Raw genomic sequence first — 16,370 nt, 5'->3', positions numbered from 1 at the left:
GCCCAGACTCCAGGCCAGGGCGACTCAGGCCGCCTCGCGTGCCGGATGGGCCTGCTTGCGATACAGGAATTCCAGCACCGCAGTGCGGTACAGGCCATACTGCGCGTCCTGCGCCAGCGCCACCCGGTCACGCGGCCGGGCCAGCTTCACTTCCAGCACTTCGCCGATGGTGGCGGCCGGGCCGTTGGTCATCATGACGATGCGATCCGACAGCAGTACCGCTTCGTCCACGTCATGGGTCACCATGACCACGGTCGATTCGGTCTTGGCAACGATCTTGAGCAGTTCATCCTGCAGGTGCGCGCGGGTCAGTGCATCGAGGGCGCCGAAAGGCTCGTCCATCAGCAGGACCTTGGGTTCCATCGCCAGTGCACGGGCAATGCCTACGCGCTGCTTCATGCCGCCGGAGATTTCATTGGGACGCTTGGTCTCGGCCGCGCCCAGACCCACCAGCGCCAGCGCGGCGCGGGTGCGGTCGCGCAGTTGCGTGCGGTTTTCGCTGGCGCCGAAGACGCGTTCCACGCCCAGGTAGATGTTTTCATAGCAGGTCAGCCAGGGCAGCAGCGAATGGTTCTGGAACACCACCGCCCGCTCCGGGGCCGGGCCACCGATCTCGCGGTTGGCGCACAGAAGCACGCCGTCGCTGGGCTTGAGCAGGCCGGCGATGAGATTGAGCAGGGTCGACTTGCCGCAGCCGGAGTGGCCGATCAGGGTAATGAACTCGCCCTTGGCCACCGTCAGGTTGATCTCGCGCAGCGCGTGGAAGTCACCCTTTCTGGTATGGAACACCATCTCCACGCCGTGGATGTCGATGAATTTGCCGTTGATGTTATCCATGATGTGCTCCCGCCTGTTCAGTTGTTGACCTGTTCATAGGTAAAGGCCTTGGCCAGAGCCACCAGCAATTGCTCCAGCACCAGCCCCACCACCCCGATGACGACGATGGCGATGATGATGTGCGGCACGTTCAGGTTGTTCCATTCGTCCCAGACCCAGAAGCCGATGCCCACGCCGCCGGTCAGCATCTCGGCGGCCACGATGACCAGCCAGGCGGTGCCGATGGACAGGCGCACGCCCGTCAGCATGTAGGGCAATACCGAGGGGAACAGGATCTTGGTCAGCACCTTCCACTCCGACAGGTTCAGCACGCGCGCCACGTTCATGTAATCCTGCGGCACCCGCTGCACGCCCACGGCGGTGTTGATGATCATCGGCCAGATCGAGCAGATGAAGATCGACCAGATCGCCGCCGGATTGGCCGACTTGAATACCAGCAGCCCGATGGGCAGCCAGGCCAGTGGCGAAACCGGGCGCAGCAGGCTGATGATGGGGCCGAACATGCGCGAGAGGAATTCCACCCGGCCGATGGCAAACCCCAGCGGGATGCCCGCCAGCGCCGCCAGGCCGAAGCCCATGCCGACCCGCTGCAGCGAGGCCAGCACGTTCCAGCCTATGCCCTGGTCATTGGGGCTGTTGCGATAGAAGGGATCGGAAAACATCACGCCGGCCTCCTTCAGGGTGACCCATGGCGTGGGGAAACTTGCGGTCTTCAGCGCAATGATCTGCCACACCAGTACCAGCAGCGCCACGCCCAGGACCGGCGGCACCACCCGCATGAACAGCCCGCCTGCGGCCAGGCGCTTCCTGGCGCTGCGTACCCTGGTCGTGGTGGCAGGTGCCACCGATGCCGGCTGCGCCTGGCTGGCCGCAGCCACTGCTGCAACCTGGCTGTTGCCGGCGGGCTTGGCGTTATCGCCCATGATGTTTTCCATGACTGCACTCATCGCTTTCCCCTTGCTGATGACACTTCACTGTGACGGCCAGCGCTTTGGCTGCACTGCCAGCGCTGGCCGCCGAGGCTTACACCTTGATCTTGAACGACTGCGCATAGGCAGCCGGATTCTTGCCGTCCCAGACCACGCCATCGACCAGTTTGGAGCTGCGCATGACTTCCTTGGGCAGGGGCGTCTTGGTCATGGCGGCAGCCTCCTTGTAGAGATCGATCTGGTTCACCGACTTGGCCACGGCAAGGTAGTCCGGATCGCTCTTGAGCAGGCCCCAGCGGCGATGCTGGGTCATGAACCACATGCCGTCCGACAGGAAGGGGAAGTTGACCTGGCCTTCGTCGTAGAACTTCATGTAGTTGGGGTCGTCCCAGGTCTTGCCCAGTCCGTTCTGGTAGCGGCCCAGGATGCGCTGGTCGATCACGTCCTTGCTGGTGTTGACATAGGACTTGTCGGCGATGACCTCGGCCATCTTGTTCTTGTTGGCCAGCGAGGCGTCGATCCATTTGCTGGCGTCCAGGATGGCGGCCATCATGGCGCGGCAGGTGTTTGGGTATTTCTGGACGAACTCCAGCGAGGTACCCAGCACCTTTTCCGGGTGGTCCTTCCAGATGTCCTGGGTGGTGATGGCGGTGATGCCCACGCCGTCGACGATGGCGCGATGGCCCCAGGGCTCGCCCACGCAGAAGCCGTCCATGTTGCCCACCCGCATATTGGCCACCATCTGCGGCGGCGGCACGGTGATCACCTTGGCATCCTTCATCGGATGGATGCCGTTGGCGGCCAGCCAGTAATACAGCCACATGGCGTGGGTGCCGGTGGGGAAGGTCTGGGCAAAGGTGTATTCGCGCTTGTCGGTCTGCATCAGCTTGGCCAGCGAAGCGCCATCGACGGCGCCCTTGTCGGCCAGCTTCTTGGATAGCGTGATGGCCTGGCCGTTGTGGTTCAGGCCCATGAGCACGGCCATGTCCTTCTTCTGCCCGCCGATGCCCATCTGCACGCCGTAGATCAGGCCATAGAGCACGTGCGCCGCATCCAGCTCGCCATTGGTCAGCTTGTCGCGCACGCCGGCCCAGGAGGCTTCCTTGCTGGGGACGATCTTGATGCCGTACTTCTTGTCGAAGCCCAGCACCGAGGCCATCACCACCGAAGCGCAGTCGGTCAGGGGAATGAAGCCGATCTTGACCTCTTCCTTTTCCGGTTTGTCCGAACCGGCGGCCCAGGCGCCGCCGCTGGTCAGTCCCAGCATGCCGGTCCCGGCCGCCAGGCCTGCACCCTGTATCAGCTTGCGGCGCTTGCCGTCCACCATGTCGACCGTCCCTGCCGGCGTGGCCGGTTCGATATCTGCGAGCTTGCCTGCCTGGTCCGCCTGAGCGTTGAATTCCATAGCACCCTTCCCCTTGCGTTGCGAATTGACATTGACGAAAGCCATCAACAAAAAAAAGGCGTGTCCCGTCATGGATGACCATGTCGGAAGACGCCTTTGTCCGGGACGATGCGACCGCCGTTGGTCACACCTTCACATCTGTTGCGCACTGTCTGCGCTATGTCGTCAATTCAGCAAAGACTGTGCCAGCGCATGATAATCGCCCGCAAAGCCGCACCCGGCCTGCACTGACGGCGCCCTGACCAAGACTCAAGACCGGTCCGGCGAGGGGGTTCGCGCACCGTCAACATGAGCTCGGGCCGCACTTCATTTGTGCTTTGCACCAAGTTGGCGGCAAGGCGGAGTGATCAGCGGCCCATTGGGTCCTCCGCTGGGGACGGACCGAGGCGCCCGCCTACCCGGCATTGCCGGGTTTTCCTACAGCATATTGCGACGGGCGCTGATCGCGGGGACAGGGGGGCCGGGCCTATGATGGCTCAGCATCAACGAGCAACATCAAGCAATAACGAGCAACAACGAGCAACAACGAACGACCCGGCGCTTGCACCCTGGCGGGCAAGAACGAATTCAATAACAAAGGAGAAACTCCATGACCCTCGGCACCATCCTGCTCATCGTCCTGATCCTGATCCTGCTCGGCGTGATCCCGGCCTGGCCGCACAGCCGCGGTTGGGGCTATGGTCCCAGCGGTATCGCCGGCACCATCGTCATCATCCTGCTGATCCTGTTGCTGCTCGGGAAGATATAAGACGGGGCGGCAGCAATGCGGTTGAATCCGCCCTGCTGCCAGCGCCCCTGACGCTTTCCCCGCGACCCTCCCCTCCCGGATGCAAGCCTGATACCATCGGCCTGCGGAAGGGAACACGGCGCGGTCGGTGCCCTGTCACCGACCGCGCCGTTTGCCTTGTGTCCAGCTGGCTTGTTATACGCTGCGGGCACGGCAGATGGCCCATCCCCATGAAGTTTTCGCGTTTGCGTGATGAGGCCTATAACAGATGAAGAACAAATTCCTCGCATCCTCCCTGCCCGTTTGCCTGGCCGCGTTGTCCATGCTGACGGCCGCATCCAGCCACGCCGGCGAGGACAAGCTGGCCAATGGCGATCCAGCCCGCTGGTATCAGAACGCCGACACTCCCAAGGAACGGCTGCGCAATCTCAACCAGGAGACCGCCGCTGCCTACGCCGAGGCATTGGCCGACTGCAAGGCACAGCGTGGCAAGCAGGCCAGCACCTGCCGCAAGGAAGCCGCCGCAGCCCGCAAGGACGATGCGGCGCGCGCCCGCCGCATCTATGACGACTACAAGGCGACAGGCGCCAAGCCGGCCTCCTGAGCCAATGCCGGTTTAGCCTGCTGCCTGGCTGCAGGGGGTACCCCTGCGCCGGCCCCAAGTGCAAGCCACCAATGGAAAACGCCGTAACGATGGCCATCGTTACGGCGTTTGATGCATTCCTTGAGCGCAGGCCTCGATAGCCTGCACGCTGTAGCTGACAACCTGGTCAGCCCGGCTTACTTGCCCACCTGGTTACCGATCACGCCACCCACGGCGGCACCGCCGACGGTACCGATGGCGCTACCACCGGTGAGCACCGCACCGCCCACCGCACCGGCGCCTGCACCGATGGCTGTGTTCTTGTCGCGCGCGGACATGTTGCTGCAGCCGGTCATCGCGGAAAAGGCAAAGATGGCTACCGAAGTCACTGCCAGTTTTTGAATTGTTTTCATGACTACTCCTTCCTCATTGTCGAATAGAGTCCAACGAACGGATTACCGAAAGGGCATCAGGTCATCGGACGCATGATCACGCGCGCAGCCGGAGCTTGCGGCGCAGCCTTGGCGGCTTCGCGGGCGACGTCCGGGGTGTACACACCAGCCTCTTGCCCATAGAGCAGGACAGCTTCGCGCATGAACCTGGAACGACGGCCTTCGGCCATGTCCATGTACCGGAACTTCTTTTGACCTGCCTTCTGCAGGCGGGTCGCATCGACCGGCATGTGACGATCCATCGTGGAGGCCGACCAGCGCGCTGCGCTGTCATCAGCCTGACGGGGTGCTGCATAAGCGGAGGAGGCAAGAGCCGAAACGGCTACCAGCATGCAAATACCGACTGTTTTTTTCATGGTCTGCCCTTTCAGGGGTCCCTTCTTGGCGGTGAGCAAAAATTTCATGCGGCAACCCGAGAACTCTTTTCCATTTCCCGGCTCTACCAGCACCATGACGACATGGTCGCGGAAATTGCTGCATCACAAAATCAGCCGTTTCCGATTCTGGCGTAGGAAGATTCCTACACTGCCATCCCGCCGGCCACCGCAAATGTCTTGGGCTCCTCAGAACCCGGGCGGCATTCACGGCGACGGCGCGCCCACTTCACTTAGTTCTTTGCAGCTTCCTTGGCGTCGCCATAGGACTTCTGGACATTGCCTTCCACCTGCTTGGCAGCGCCCTTGACCTGCTGGCTGGTATTGCCAGTCAGTTCACCGGTCTTCTCTTGCACCTTGCCTGCCACTTCCTTCAAGCTACCCTTGACTTGATCCTTGTTCATGATGGCTCCTTTGTGGTTGATTGCCTGATAGGTCCCGGCTGCAACGTCAGGACATTCCTGCCTGCTTGCCGGCACCGCCGCCTGGTCCACCCTTTGGGTCAGACTGCGACGATGACTCCATGGTATCGATGAGCCTGCGCCAGGCCCATAAGAGAGTCGCCCTTTCGCGCGTAGGAAAAAACGAAAAACCGTGCAGGAAAAGCGGTGCCGAAAAATCCTCACAAAAACGCAGAAAGCCGCCCTGGGGGCGGCTTTCGGAAGGGTGATGGATGTGCGGGAAAGGACTCGGTTTGCGCCGCTCAGGCCTCGCTGGGCGCCAACTCGGGACGGATCGGCAGGCTGATGCTGATAAAGGCCCCCTTGCCCGGCGTGGAGCGGATATCGACCTCGCCGCCGAAGAAGGTAGCCCGCTCGCGCAGGCCGCGCAGACCATAGGTCTTGTGATTGTCGCGCCGCTCTTCGGGAATGCCCACGCCATCGTCGCGCACGGTCAGGGCCACGTGGTCTTCGTCGATATCGAGGATCACATCCACCTTGCTGGCCTTGGCATGTTTGGTGACGTTGTTGAGCATCTCCTGCAGCATGCGGTAGATGGCAATCTCCATCTCGTGGCCCACATCCACGTCTTCGTCCGGCAGGCTGGCGTGGCAGGCGATGCCGGTGCGCTCGTGCAGTTCGTCGAGCTGTTCCGAGATCGCTGCCTTCAGACCGAACAGGTCCAGGGTATTGGGCCGCAGTTCAGTCTGGATGCGTCGGGTGGTGGCCACCAGCGACTTCATCAGGCCCTGCATGCGGGTCTTGCGGTCGGCCCATTTTTCATCCGGCGGCAGGATCTGGTAGACCCCTTCCAGGTGCATCGACAGGGCGGTCAGGGAGGCGCCCATGTTGTCGTGCAGCTCGCGGGCGATAGCGCGCTTCTCTTCTTCGCGCACGGTTTCCAGGTGATTGGTCAGTTCGCGCAGCAGGGCGGTACGCTGGATCACGGTCTTTTCCAGCTGGCTCTCGCGCTGGCGCAGTTCATCCTCGGCCTGCTTGCGCTCGGTGATGTCGGTGCTGATGCCGATGACGCCCTGCACGCTGCCATCCTTGCCGAACCAGGGCACCTTGGCGGTCTGGAAGGTGACCACGCCCTCGGGCAAATGCAGGGTCTGTTCCAGCTTCTCGGGCTTGCCCGAGGCCATGACACGACGGTCATCGCGGTCCACCGTATCGGCCTCTTCCTGCACCAGGAAGAGTTCGCGGCTGGAGCGGTACATGGCCTCTTCCCAGGTCTTGCCGAGCTTATGCAGGGTAGCCGGGTTGGCGAAGATCATCAGGCCCTGGCGATTCTTCACGAAGATCGGGTCGCTGGTGCTTTCGCTCACGGCGTTCAACAAGGCGCTGGTCTCGGCCAGTTTCTGGGCATTGCGGGTACGCTCGCCATATTCGCTATCCAGCCGACTGGCCGAGCCCCAGAAGATGAAGAGCACGATCGCGCCATTGATCAGGGTCAGCGTCGGCAAGACCAGCTCCGGCACGATCCAGCCATGCGTCATGCCCCAGTTCAGCAACAGGCTGAAGGCCAGCAGCAGGAACAGCGTCTGCGGCAACAGATGGCGCAACATCTGGCCGCCCGGCGCGATGCGCATGATCACCGCCATCAGGGCATGTGCCGGGCGTGCCATGAGCAAGGCCGCCCCCAGCAGTGCGAACACCAGCGCCGAGAGCAACGACACCGGCAGCGGGAAATCGAGATAGATGAACTGGCTGACGTCGTACAGATAACCGACCAGCGGAATGGCGGACAGCGCGATCAGGGCAAAGGCCAGGTATTCGGCCGGATAGTAGCCGCCTAGCAGGCGCCAGTCATGCAGCAGCAAGGCGGTCGCCATGAGCACAAAGCCCAGCGACAGCAAGGGCGGGATCGCCAGTGGCGAAATCGTGTCGGCGCCCTCCAGCGGCAGCCAGCCCAGCGCGTACATGACACCGTGCGCCAGCGATGCCAGCCCGCCGACCAGCAGCAGCACGGCCAGCCCGACGGCGATGCGCCGCAGCAGCGGGCGGCGCACCGCAGAATTCATGCAATTGAGGTACAGCGCCAGGGCGCCCACGATGAAACCACCGGCCGTGAGTTCGCGCACGGCCAGCAGGCCTGACAGCAGTCGCCGGTACTCCTCACCCAGGAAACCGGTCAGCAGGACCACGATGCCCAGCAGGATCACGGCCATGGACAGGCCCATGGCCAGCGTCACCATGCCGCTGTAATTGGCGTGCGATGCCGCGAAATACTCGACCGATGCGCTGTTCTGGATGTCGGCGGAGGACGGACGAAGTCCGTCTTGGTTCTTCTGCATCGTCGGGAATCCCTCGTTCTTGTGCGATCCGTGCTGTCCGCGCTGTCCGTACGTTTCGGACATCAAGCCTGCGTCAGGGTCTTTCGGACTCCGGGCAGGCTGCGTGCCATGATCGGTTCTCGTTGTCTGGTGCACCGCGGTCGCGCCGAACAGCCCTGGCGCCGCGATCGTTGGCTGCACAAATCATGCAGCAAAATCCTGCTTATACCCCACCCGCCTGGGCCGGCCCTTGCGGCGAATTGTTGTTCGACGAGGTCCGCCCGGACTTGCCCCCCTTCTGCTTGGCCAATTCCTGCAACAGGTCACACAGCAGCGGCAGTTCGGAGGACTTGTCGAAGAAGTGCTGTACGCCGCATTGCACGCCCACGCGCCGATAGGTGGGGCTGACGTGATTGCTGAAGACCACCTTCACCTCGCTCTGGCGGCGCGTATTGGAGCGCGCCAGCGACTGCAACAGGCTCATGCCGTTGCCCTGCTTCAACTGGATGTCCAGGATGAGCACGTCATAGCTGCTCTCCTGCAGATGACGCAGGGCTTCCAGTTCGGTCTCGGCGTAACCCACCAGGCGCACACCGGCAATTTCGGCCAGACTCTCGACAATCAGGTCCCGCACGTCCTCCGAATCTTCCACCAGGAAGAGCCGCAGGATCGTCCCGTCGCCGTCGCGCTGGGGCCTGATGTTGAGAATGTCGTCCATGATGCGATGTACCACTCTTCCTTGCCTGCGACCCCGTCTGGTTCATGCAGCCTCTGCAGCCTGTGCTGCCTGGCCGGAACCGCCCGGGTCGCCGGATCTCAGTCGATCAGGTTGTTCTTGATCGCGTAATAAATGATGTCCGCGTTATTGGTCATGCTCATCTTCTGCAGCACGCGCGAACGATAGGTACTGACCGTCTTTACCGACAGGCACAGCTCGTCGGCGATCTGGGTCACGCCCTGCCCTTGACCCAGCTTGTAGAAAATCTCGTATTCCCGCTGCGAAAGCGTCTCGTGCAGCGGCTTTTCGGAATCCACCGGCTCGCTGGTGAGCAGCTCGGCCACGCCGTAGCTGATGTACTTGTGACCGCGCAGGATGGTATTGATGGCGTTGACTAGCTCGGTGGCCAGCGCCTCCTTCTGCACGTAGCCGGATGCACCGCTGCGCAGCACCTGCACCGCATAGCGGCTCTCTGGATGCATGGACAGCATGAGCACCGGCAACTCCGGCTTTTCCCGCTTGATCTGCTTTAAGACTTCGACGCCACTCTTGTCGGGCATTGCGATGTCGAGCAGGACGATGTCCCAGTCCTGGGTCCGCACCAGACGGATGGCTTCTTCCGCCGTACTGGCCTCGCCGCCGATTTCCATCGACGGTATTTCCGAAATGAAATGATGTACACCTGCCCGTACGACCGCGTGGTCATCGACTACAAGTATTTTTGTCATGGCAATTTTGAGCAGTGAATTGAAACGCCAGCGCCGTGGGCGCTGCTTGGTACGATTTGTAGTTGTACTCTGGTTCTACGCCGTTTTACGCGGTAATCAAGTCCGCGGGATGGTCCCGCTTTCCCGCCGCGCCGCCCTTCCCTGGCCGGCTTTGCGCATGCCCGGCAGCAACGGATTCCAACTATACCCGACTGCACCTGACCTGTCTTCTTGCGGAACGCACCGGATCGTTCCGAGACGCTCTGCAAGCAGCAAGTCCTTAAGCGGGACAAGCGCAGACCGGTCAACAGACCGGTCGCGCGCTCACAAGTTCCCGACCTTACTGCTTCAGACGCAGGTCGTTACGCACCGAGACCACACCCTTGACGCCACGGGCCAGTTCGGTAGCACGGGCAGCCGAGGTGGAGCTGGAGACGAAACCGGACAGCTGGACCACGCCCTTGTAGGTTTCGACATTGATTTCCGAGGACTTCAGGTTCGGCTCGTTGAAGATGGCGGCCTTCACCTTGGTGGTGATGACGGCGTCATCGACGTATTCGCCGGTACCTTCCTTGCCCGGGCTGGATGCGCAGCCCACCAGGGAAACCATGAACAGGGCCAGGAAGAAACCGAGGAAACGCTTGGTCAGGGACATTTTGGTCAGCGACATGATGAAACTCCTATGTTGTTGGGGGATAAGCTTGGTCTGGCGGCCGCGCCACGGACTATCTACCGGGCGCAAACCGCATGATCGTCAATCGATGGTCAATCGATGGTCAATCGATGGTTTATCGGCCTACGGCCGAAGAACCCGGATTACTTGCCGTACTTGGCCTTGGCGTTGGCCACGCACTTGTCCTTGGCGTCACCGCTCACGGCGTCGCACTTTTCCTTGGCGACGTCATAGTTGGCATCGTTCTTGTCCTTGCGCGCATCCTTGTCGGCTTCGCTACCCTTGCGCTTGGCCTTGGCATCAGCGATTGCCGATTCGTGGGCGGCCTTGGCTTCCTTCTCGCACACGTCCTGGTCGTTACCCTTCAAAGGACCGCATTTCTTCTTGGCTGCCTTGTAGTCGGCATCGGCGCGCGACTTGTCGGCCTTGTATTGTGCGGCGGCCGGGTCAGCTGCGAAGGCTGCGCCGTGCATGCCGATGGCGGCAGCGCCGAAGATCATGGTTGCGATGATTTTTTTCATTGTGTTGTCCTTCCTCATGGTTTGCTTTGATAGCCTGGGTTGCGGCCTGGGGCCGTATTCTTATGCAGGCCGGGTGAGCGGCCTGCGTACTACGATGTTGCGGTCCTGCGATTTCACTTGCGCTTGCTGCTCACGGTCTCACTCACACTCACTCCAACTCCGGTGCGGGCTTGCTCGAGGCAGGCGGCTTACTGACGCCAGTCCTTGTTGCGATCCTCGAAATCACGGATCTGCTTCTCGGCTTCGTCCTTGCTCACGCCATAGGCCTCCTGCACGCGGCCGGCCAGTTGGTCACGCTTGCCGGCGATGACGTCGAGGTCGTCGTCGGTCAGCTTGCCCCACTGTTCCTTGGCCTTGCCCTTGAATTGCTTCCAGTTTCCTTCCACGATGTCCCAGTTCATGGTGATCTCCTCGTTGTGGGTTGGGGTTCAGATCGAGGGGGATGGCCCCTCGTTACGTTCTCATTACCTTCTCGCTTGCGCTCTCGCGCCCATGCTTGCAACGGTTGCCGGATCTACAGGCCCAGCAGATCGCTCATGTCATCGGCGTGCTCTTCTTCCTGCGCCATGATCTGGATCAGCATGTGCTTGGTAGTCGGATCATCGTCGCCGATGCGCTCGATCATCTGGCGGTAGGCCTCGATGGCCACACGCTCTTCCACCAGGTTGGCGCGGATCATGTCCTTGATATCGGAGGACTCGTCATACTGCGCATGGCTGCGCTCGGCGATGGTCTTCGGGTTGAAATCCGGCTCGCCATTGAGCTGCACGATGCGCTCGGCAATCTGGTCAGCGTGACTCTGCTCTTCCTGAGCGTGCTGCAGGAACTCACCCTTGATGGCCTCGATTTCCAGGCCCTTGGCGGTGTAGTAGTGACGCTTGTAGCGCATCACGCACAGCAGCTCGGTAGCCAGCGCATCGTTGAGCATGGCGACGACTTCCTCGCGGTTGCCGCGATAGCCTTCGGTCACGGCACCGTCATCGATCTTCTTGGCGGCGGCGCGAATGGCTTCCTTGTCCAGGTGGAAATCGGCTTTTTTCTTGACGTCGGTCTTCGGGGGATTCTTGGTCATGGTGGTCATTCCTTTTCTCCGGTTTCTTGACTAATGCACTTCGCTATGGGGGTGTTGTCCTGTATCCCGCATGCGGAGCGCCTGGCTGCAGCCGTGATGCCGCGCAGGCATCGCAACGGAATGGGAAATCAGTCGTGGTCAGCGCAGCGACCGACGGCCAGACCGACCAGGAGGCCTATACCGGTGCCGATGGCAATGGCACGCCACGGATTGGACTGGACGTAGTCATCGGTGCTGGTGACGATCTGACGACCGGTTTCCACCACGGCGGCCTGTGCATCCTGGGCGGTGCTCAGGGCCTGCTCCAGCAGATCCTGGGCGGTGGCACGCAGGTCATCGGCCTTCTTGCCGGTGGTGTTGGCCGCTTCGGCGAACAGGTCCTGGGCTTGTTGCAGCAGCGATTGCACATCGCTACGGACGGTCTTGAATTTGTTGGCTTGCATACTTGCCCTCCATGTATTCGTTTCGGGTTCAATGGCACGCGCTGATAGCGTCGCCAGCGTCGTTGGCGCCTTCAGAATCTGCTCACATCAGGTACTGCAGAACGATCAGCATCAGCACCGGCACACCCAGAAGCCATCCGAGCACGAGCTTGTCCATGATCTCCTCCTCCGTTGTTCTTCATCGTGCCGGCGACTTTCCTGGTGATTGCGATAGTGCGACGCAGTCTCCGGCGCCTTCGTTGCTTGTGAGTTCTTGTGAGCCTTCACTTACGGTTTTCTTACCGTTTTCAATGCATCGGCATTGCTTGCTTTCGTTACGTCCTTCATCACGTCAGCGAGTAGGTTCAAGATACTGAGCCCCTGTTGCGCTCGCTATCGGCGCCAGCCCGATTGCCTTGTAGGACAATAAGCCAGGCGCCCGGGTGCTGCACTACCGCACGGCACGGCTACCGCGGCTGCCGCGGTTATCGGCGCCACGGCGGCCACGTTGGGCCACGGTGCGGGCGCTGCCGCCTTCGTCTTCCCAGCGCTGCAGTGCCAGGCTCTGCTGGCGCTGGTCACGACGCGCTGCATCACGGGCCAGTACACGCAGGGTGGCGCAGACGGCGACCCCGGCCATGCCGGCAGCCCACAACAATTTTCTGGCAATACTCATCTCGTCTCCCGCAGGTAATAGCTGATGGCTGACGCCTGATTTACACAGGCTTCACACCGAACCCGCGCGCTGGCGCAGGGAACGCTTGATCAGATCCTGCGCCTCGCCGACCGCGTGCATGATGCGACCATCCATCTGGCGGCGCTGGGCGGCACGTTGCAGCTGCACATTGCCCAGCACGCTACCGACGCCTTCCTGGACTTTGCCCAGGGCAAACTGGAATTGGCCGGTGATGGTCTTCTTGTTCATGGTGCGTCTCCTCGTGGTCAGGGTGGTCGGGGGATCACATCTTTGATCCGGACCCGGATCATCCGGGCCTGCGGATCATCGGCCGGGCCAGGCCATCAGGCCTTGCCCTGTTACGCCGGGAAACCTGTACAACATGGGGAAAAATGATAGCGAGGCCCTACTGTCGGGCTCTATAGGACGCCTGCCGATTGTCTTGTAGGACAAAGCGCAAAGTCTTGTCGGCATTGGGATTGCGGCATTCCGGCATATTCCGGATAGAGGCTGGCGAGCGGATTTTTGCCGGGATGCTTGCGGAAGGGAAAGCAGGGCTGTTTCCTACATGCGCTTGCGCCGCCGTCCGATGGAAATCACCGGAGTGGGCTCATAGGATGACAGCATGCAATCGAAAAGCAGCGCCGACTCCCAGGCTCCCAGGCTTCCCGCATCGGGAGCGGCGTCCACCCAACTGAATCCGATAAACAAGAAGGAGAACATCATGGGCAAGTATTTCCTGGCATGGCTGTGTGGCGTTCCGGCTTTCCTGCTGGTGCTGATCTATCTGTTCGTCCACTGACCCCATCTATACCGGCAGCGCCGCCTGCGGGCTGCGGGCCGGTGTCGATTGGCGTAAAGCAAGCGAGAAAGGAGAGCAACATGACCAACGAACACCTGATTTCCACGCTCAATGACCTGATCCAGATTTCCATCGACGGCGAAAAGGGTTTCCGCGCCTGTGCCGACGACGCACAGGAACGCTACATCCCCTACAAGGACACCTTCATGGTGCGCGCCACCGAATGTGCGCAGACGGCGCTGGACCTGCAGGACCTGGTACGCCGGTTGGGCGGTGAACCGGCCAGCCACAGCACGCTGGGCGGCACCCTGCATCGCCAGTGGGTGAATCTGAAGAGCGCCATCACCGGGCGCGATGACGAGAGCATCCTGGACGAATGCGAACGCGGCGAGGATGCCGCCGTCAACGCCTACCGCAAGGCCTTGAGTGAAGACCTGCCTACCGATATCCGCCTGATCGTGGAGCGCCAGTATCAAGGTGTGCTGGCCAATCACGACAAGGTGCGCAGCCTGCGCAATCAGGTGAAAGCACGCAAGGCGGCCTGATACCGCACCCGGCCGTCACTGCCGTGTCATCGGCATGCCGAGCGGATGGACGAAAAAAAAGCGCAGCCAGGCTGCGCTTTTTTTCGTCAACGTTACCTGCATCTCATGGAGGACGCAGTCAATCATCTATCGCATCGTCACGAATGCCAATGATCAACCCTCACCCAGGTAAGCCGCCTTGACCCGTGGATCATCCAGCATCTGCTTGGCCTCGCCTTCCATGGTGATCAGGCCGGACTCCATCACGTAACCGCGATGCGCCGCCTCCAGCGCCAGCTTGGCGTTCTGTTCCACCAGCAGGATGGTGATGCCCTGGGCCGACACATTGCGGATCACTTCAAAGATCTTCTCCACCATGATCGGCGACAGGCCCATCGAGGGCTCGTCCAGCAACAGCAGCTTGGGGTGGCTCATCAGCGCGCGTGCCATGGCCAGCATCTGCTGTTCGCCACCCGACAAGGTACCGGCCATCTGCGCCGCCCGTTCCTTCAATCGCGGGAAGACCTCGAACCAGCGGTCGATGTCGGCCTGGATCTGGCCCTTGTCATTGCTGGTGTAGGCACCCATCAGCAGGTTTTCCTGGATGCTCATGCGCGTGAAGACGCCCCGCCCTTCCGGCACCATCGCCAGCTTGTCCTTGACCAGCTCGAAGGATTTCTTGCCCTTCAGCGGATTGCCCATGTAATACACGTGGCCATCTACCTTGCTGCTGGGTAGCGTGCCGGTGATGGCTTTCAAGGTAGTGGTCTTGCCGGCGCCGTTGGCACCGATCAGGGTCACCAGTTCGCCTTCGTTGACTTCCAGCGCAATACCCTTGACGGCCTGGATGCCGCCATAGGCCACGCTCAGTTGTTCGACTTTGAGGATGTTCGTTGTCATGTTTTGTGCTCTCGCTAGCTGCTTGGAGGCTGTACTGAAATCAATCCACTACCGTTCGGGCTGAGTAGGCCATTCATGGCCGTATCGAAGACGCGCCTGCGCCCCTTCGATACGCGGCTGCGCCGCTACTCAGGACGAACGGCAAGTGGCTGCGCAACCGATTTCGAGGCCGCCATTAGTTAATGTCCCGCGCCCAGGTAGGCTTCGATCACCGCCGGGTTCTTCTGTACGTCGGCCGGTACGCCCTCGGCAATCGGCTTGCCGTAGTCCAGCACCGTGATGCGGTTGCACAGGCCCATCATCAGCTTCACATCGTGTTCGATCAGCAGGATGGTCCGGCCATCGGCCTGGATCTTCACCAGCAGCTCGCGCAGGCCCAGTTTCTCGGTGGCGTTCATGCCGGCTGCCGGTTCGTCCAGCGCCAGCAGTTGCGGGTCGGTGGCCAGGGCACGGGCGATTTCCAGGCGACGCTGGTCACCATACGACAGGTGACGCGCGGTGCGCTTGGCGAACTGGCCGATGCCCACGAAGTCCAGCAGTTGCTGCGACTTGGCGCGGATCGCCGCTTCTTCGTCACGGGCTGCCTTGTGGCGGAAGACCGCACCAAACACGTTCTGCTTGGTGCGCACGTGGCAACCGACCATCACGTTTTCCAGCACGGTCATCTCGCCAAAGAGGCGGATGTTCTGGAAGGTGCGGGCGATGCCGGCCTTGGCCACTTCGTGCGGGGCGCTGGGGCTATAGGGCTTGCCGTCCAGCTCGAAGCTGCCGGTGTCCGGTTGATACAGGCCCGTGATGACGTTGAAGAAGGTGGTCTTGCCGGCGCCGTTGGGGCCGATCAGGCCATAGATCTGGCCGCGCTCGATGGTGATGCCCACGCCGTTCAGGGCTTGCAGGCCGCCGAAACGCTTGCTGACGTCGCGGATCTTGAGCAGTGTCTGTGTCATGTTCTGTGCTCCAGCTTAGGCTTTGACTTCGCCGGTCGTGCCGACTTTGGTATGGTCCACTTCGGGACGGTCTTCATGGCGCGGCGAGGGCCACAGGCCAGCCGGGCGGGTCAGCATGATGACCACCATGGCCAGGCCGTAGAGCAGCTGACGCAGCACTTCGGCATCGATCCAGACACGGCCGAAAATGGCCATCTGCAGCGGCTCCACCACGTGGCGCAGCACTTCCGGCAGCGCGGCCAGGATCACGCCACCCAGCACCACGCCGGGGATGTGGCCGATGCCGCCCAGCACCACCATGGCCAGCACGGCAATGGATTCGGTCAGGGAGAAGGATTCCGGCGAGACGAAACCCTGGAAGGCGCCGAACATGGCACCGGCCACA

Annotated in this window: 23 protein-coding genes; 4 read left to right on the top strand and 19 right to left on the bottom strand. The window is 61.6% G+C overall.

What is annotated here, in order from left to right:
• Positions 1-24: 24 nt before the first annotated feature.
• The 3 genes from HFRIS_RS17320 to HFRIS_RS17310 form a co-directional block, all read right to left on the bottom strand.
• Positions 25-837 carry an ABC transporter ATP-binding protein gene (locus tag HFRIS_RS17320; protein ID WP_006464725.1) on the bottom strand — a complete coding sequence of 271 codons (813 nt, stop codon included), beginning with the start codon at positions 835-837 and terminating at the stop codon, positions 25-27.
• A 17-nt stretch (positions 838-854) separates the two neighbouring features.
• Positions 855-1,784, bottom strand: a complete 930-nt coding sequence (ntrB, locus tag HFRIS_RS17315) for a nitrate ABC transporter permease (RefSeq protein WP_039876227.1) — start codon at positions 1,782-1,784, stop codon at positions 855-857.
• Positions 1,785-1,860: 76 nt separating this feature from the next.
• Complete coding sequence (locus HFRIS_RS17310; protein ID WP_413445175.1) at positions 1,861-3,171, bottom strand: CmpA/NrtA family ABC transporter substrate-binding protein; 1,311 nt, start codon at positions 3,169-3,171, stop codon at positions 1,861-1,863.
• Between the two features lie 589 nt (positions 3,172-3,760).
• Between HFRIS_RS17310 and HFRIS_RS24965 the strand changes: the two genes are divergently transcribed.
• Both HFRIS_RS24965 and HFRIS_RS17300 read left to right on the top strand, forming a co-directional pair.
• On the top strand, positions 3,761-3,919 hold the full coding sequence (locus HFRIS_RS24965) for a DUF3309 family protein (RefSeq protein ID WP_006464722.1): 159 nt from the start codon (positions 3,761-3,763) through the stop codon (positions 3,917-3,919).
• Positions 3,920-4,166: 247 nt separating this feature from the next.
• Entirely contained in the window at positions 4,167-4,502 is a 336-nt protein-coding gene (locus HFRIS_RS17300) for a hypothetical protein (protein WP_006464721.1), read from the top strand.
• Positions 4,503-4,678: 176 nt separating this feature from the next.
• Here HFRIS_RS17300 and HFRIS_RS17295 read toward each other — a convergent pair whose 3' ends face one another.
• The 13 genes from HFRIS_RS17295 to HFRIS_RS17235 all read right to left on the bottom strand — a co-directional run bounded on the left by HFRIS_RS17295 (position 4,679) and on the right by HFRIS_RS17235 (position 13,061).
• Positions 4,679-4,894: a glycine zipper 2TM domain-containing protein gene (locus HFRIS_RS17295; protein ID WP_006464720.1), complete on the bottom strand. Its 216-nt coding sequence runs from the start codon at positions 4,892-4,894 to the stop codon at positions 4,679-4,681.
• Between the two features lie 56 nt (positions 4,895-4,950).
• Positions 4,951-5,385 carry a hypothetical protein gene (locus HFRIS_RS17290; RefSeq protein ID WP_152486718.1) on the bottom strand — a complete coding sequence of 145 codons (435 nt, stop codon included), beginning with the start codon at positions 5,383-5,385 and terminating at the stop codon, positions 4,951-4,953.
• 155 nt (positions 5,386-5,540) lie between these two features.
• Positions 5,541-5,711 (bottom strand): CsbD family protein, encoded by a 171-nt coding sequence (locus HFRIS_RS17285; RefSeq protein WP_006464718.1) that lies wholly within the window; start codon positions 5,709-5,711, stop codon positions 5,541-5,543.
• 299 nt (positions 5,712-6,010) lie between these two features.
• Positions 6,011-8,044: a PAS domain-containing sensor histidine kinase gene (locus HFRIS_RS17280; RefSeq protein WP_006464717.1), complete on the bottom strand. Its 2,034-nt coding sequence runs from the start codon at positions 8,042-8,044 to the stop codon at positions 6,011-6,013.
• Between the two features lie 202 nt (positions 8,045-8,246).
• Positions 8,247-8,741, bottom strand: a complete 495-nt coding sequence (locus tag HFRIS_RS17275; RefSeq protein WP_006464716.1) for a response regulator — start codon at positions 8,739-8,741, stop codon at positions 8,247-8,249.
• A 98-nt stretch (positions 8,742-8,839) separates the two neighbouring features.
• The gene (locus tag HFRIS_RS17270; RefSeq protein WP_006464715.1) at positions 8,840-9,469 is read right to left on the bottom strand and encodes a response regulator; all 630 of its coding nucleotides are present in this window, start codon (positions 9,467-9,469) and stop codon (positions 8,840-8,842) included.
• Between the two features lie 319 nt (positions 9,470-9,788).
• Positions 9,789-10,118: a BON domain-containing protein gene (locus HFRIS_RS17265; protein ID WP_006464714.1), complete on the bottom strand. Its 330-nt coding sequence runs from the start codon at positions 10,116-10,118 to the stop codon at positions 9,789-9,791.
• 146 nt (positions 10,119-10,264) lie between these two features.
• Entirely contained in the window at positions 10,265-10,642 is a 378-nt protein-coding gene (locus HFRIS_RS17260; RefSeq protein WP_006464713.1) for a hypothetical protein, read from the bottom strand.
• A gap of 188 nt (positions 10,643-10,830) precedes the next feature.
• On the bottom strand, positions 10,831-11,043 hold the full coding sequence (locus HFRIS_RS17255) for a CsbD family protein (protein ID WP_006464712.1): 213 nt from the start codon (positions 11,041-11,043) through the stop codon (positions 10,831-10,833).
• Positions 11,044-11,156: 113 nt separating this feature from the next.
• Positions 11,157-11,723 carry a ferritin-like domain-containing protein gene (locus HFRIS_RS17250; protein ID WP_006464711.1) on the bottom strand — a complete coding sequence of 189 codons (567 nt, stop codon included), beginning with the start codon at positions 11,721-11,723 and terminating at the stop codon, positions 11,157-11,159.
• 119 nt (positions 11,724-11,842) lie between these two features.
• Positions 11,843-12,157, bottom strand: a complete 315-nt coding sequence (locus HFRIS_RS17245) for an ElaB/YgaM/YqjD family protein (RefSeq protein WP_006464710.1) — start codon at positions 12,155-12,157, stop codon at positions 11,843-11,845.
• A 430-nt stretch (positions 12,158-12,587) separates the two neighbouring features.
• Positions 12,588-12,812 (bottom strand): hypothetical protein, encoded by a 225-nt coding sequence (locus tag HFRIS_RS17240; RefSeq protein ID WP_039876224.1) that lies wholly within the window; start codon positions 12,810-12,812, stop codon positions 12,588-12,590.
• A gap of 51 nt (positions 12,813-12,863) precedes the next feature.
• Positions 12,864-13,061 (bottom strand): CsbD family protein, encoded by a 198-nt coding sequence (locus tag HFRIS_RS17235; RefSeq protein WP_006464708.1) that lies wholly within the window; start codon positions 13,059-13,061, stop codon positions 12,864-12,866.
• A gap of 376 nt (positions 13,062-13,437) precedes the next feature.
• Here HFRIS_RS17235 and HFRIS_RS25610 point away from each other — a divergent pair, with 376 nt between their 5' ends.
• Complete coding sequence (locus HFRIS_RS25610) at positions 13,438-13,614, top strand: hypothetical protein (protein ID WP_167331829.1); 177 nt, start codon at positions 13,438-13,440, stop codon at positions 13,612-13,614.
• Between the two features lie 80 nt (positions 13,615-13,694).
• Entirely contained in the window at positions 13,695-14,159 is a 465-nt protein-coding gene (locus HFRIS_RS17230; RefSeq protein ID WP_006464707.1) for a PA2169 family four-helix-bundle protein, read from the top strand.
• Positions 14,160-14,312: 153 nt separating this feature from the next.
• On the opposite strand, the gene HFRIS_RS17225 is transcribed toward HFRIS_RS17230, so the two are convergent.
• From HFRIS_RS17225 to HFRIS_RS17215, 3 genes are all read right to left on the bottom strand, one after another.
• Complete coding sequence (locus HFRIS_RS17225) at positions 14,313-15,038, bottom strand: ABC transporter ATP-binding protein (protein ID WP_006464706.1); 726 nt, start codon at positions 15,036-15,038, stop codon at positions 14,313-14,315.
• Positions 15,039-15,217: 179 nt separating this feature from the next.
• A complete protein-coding gene (locus HFRIS_RS17220) occupies positions 15,218-15,985 on the bottom strand; it encodes an ABC transporter ATP-binding protein (protein ID WP_006464705.1) in 768 nt (255 codons plus the stop codon).
• 15 nt (positions 15,986-16,000) lie between these two features.
• Positions 16,001-16,370 (bottom strand): ABC transporter permease subunit (locus HFRIS_RS17215; protein WP_039876222.1); only part of this gene is annotated, 370 nt, incomplete at its 5' end.

This window comes from Herbaspirillum frisingense GSF30 (assembly GCF_000300975.2).
GTDB lineage: Bacteria > Pseudomonadota > Gammaproteobacteria > Burkholderiales > Burkholderiaceae_D > Herbaspirillum > Herbaspirillum frisingense.
Note: the sequence above shows the minus strand (reverse complement) of the source record. Positions and strands in the feature narration are given on the sequence as shown.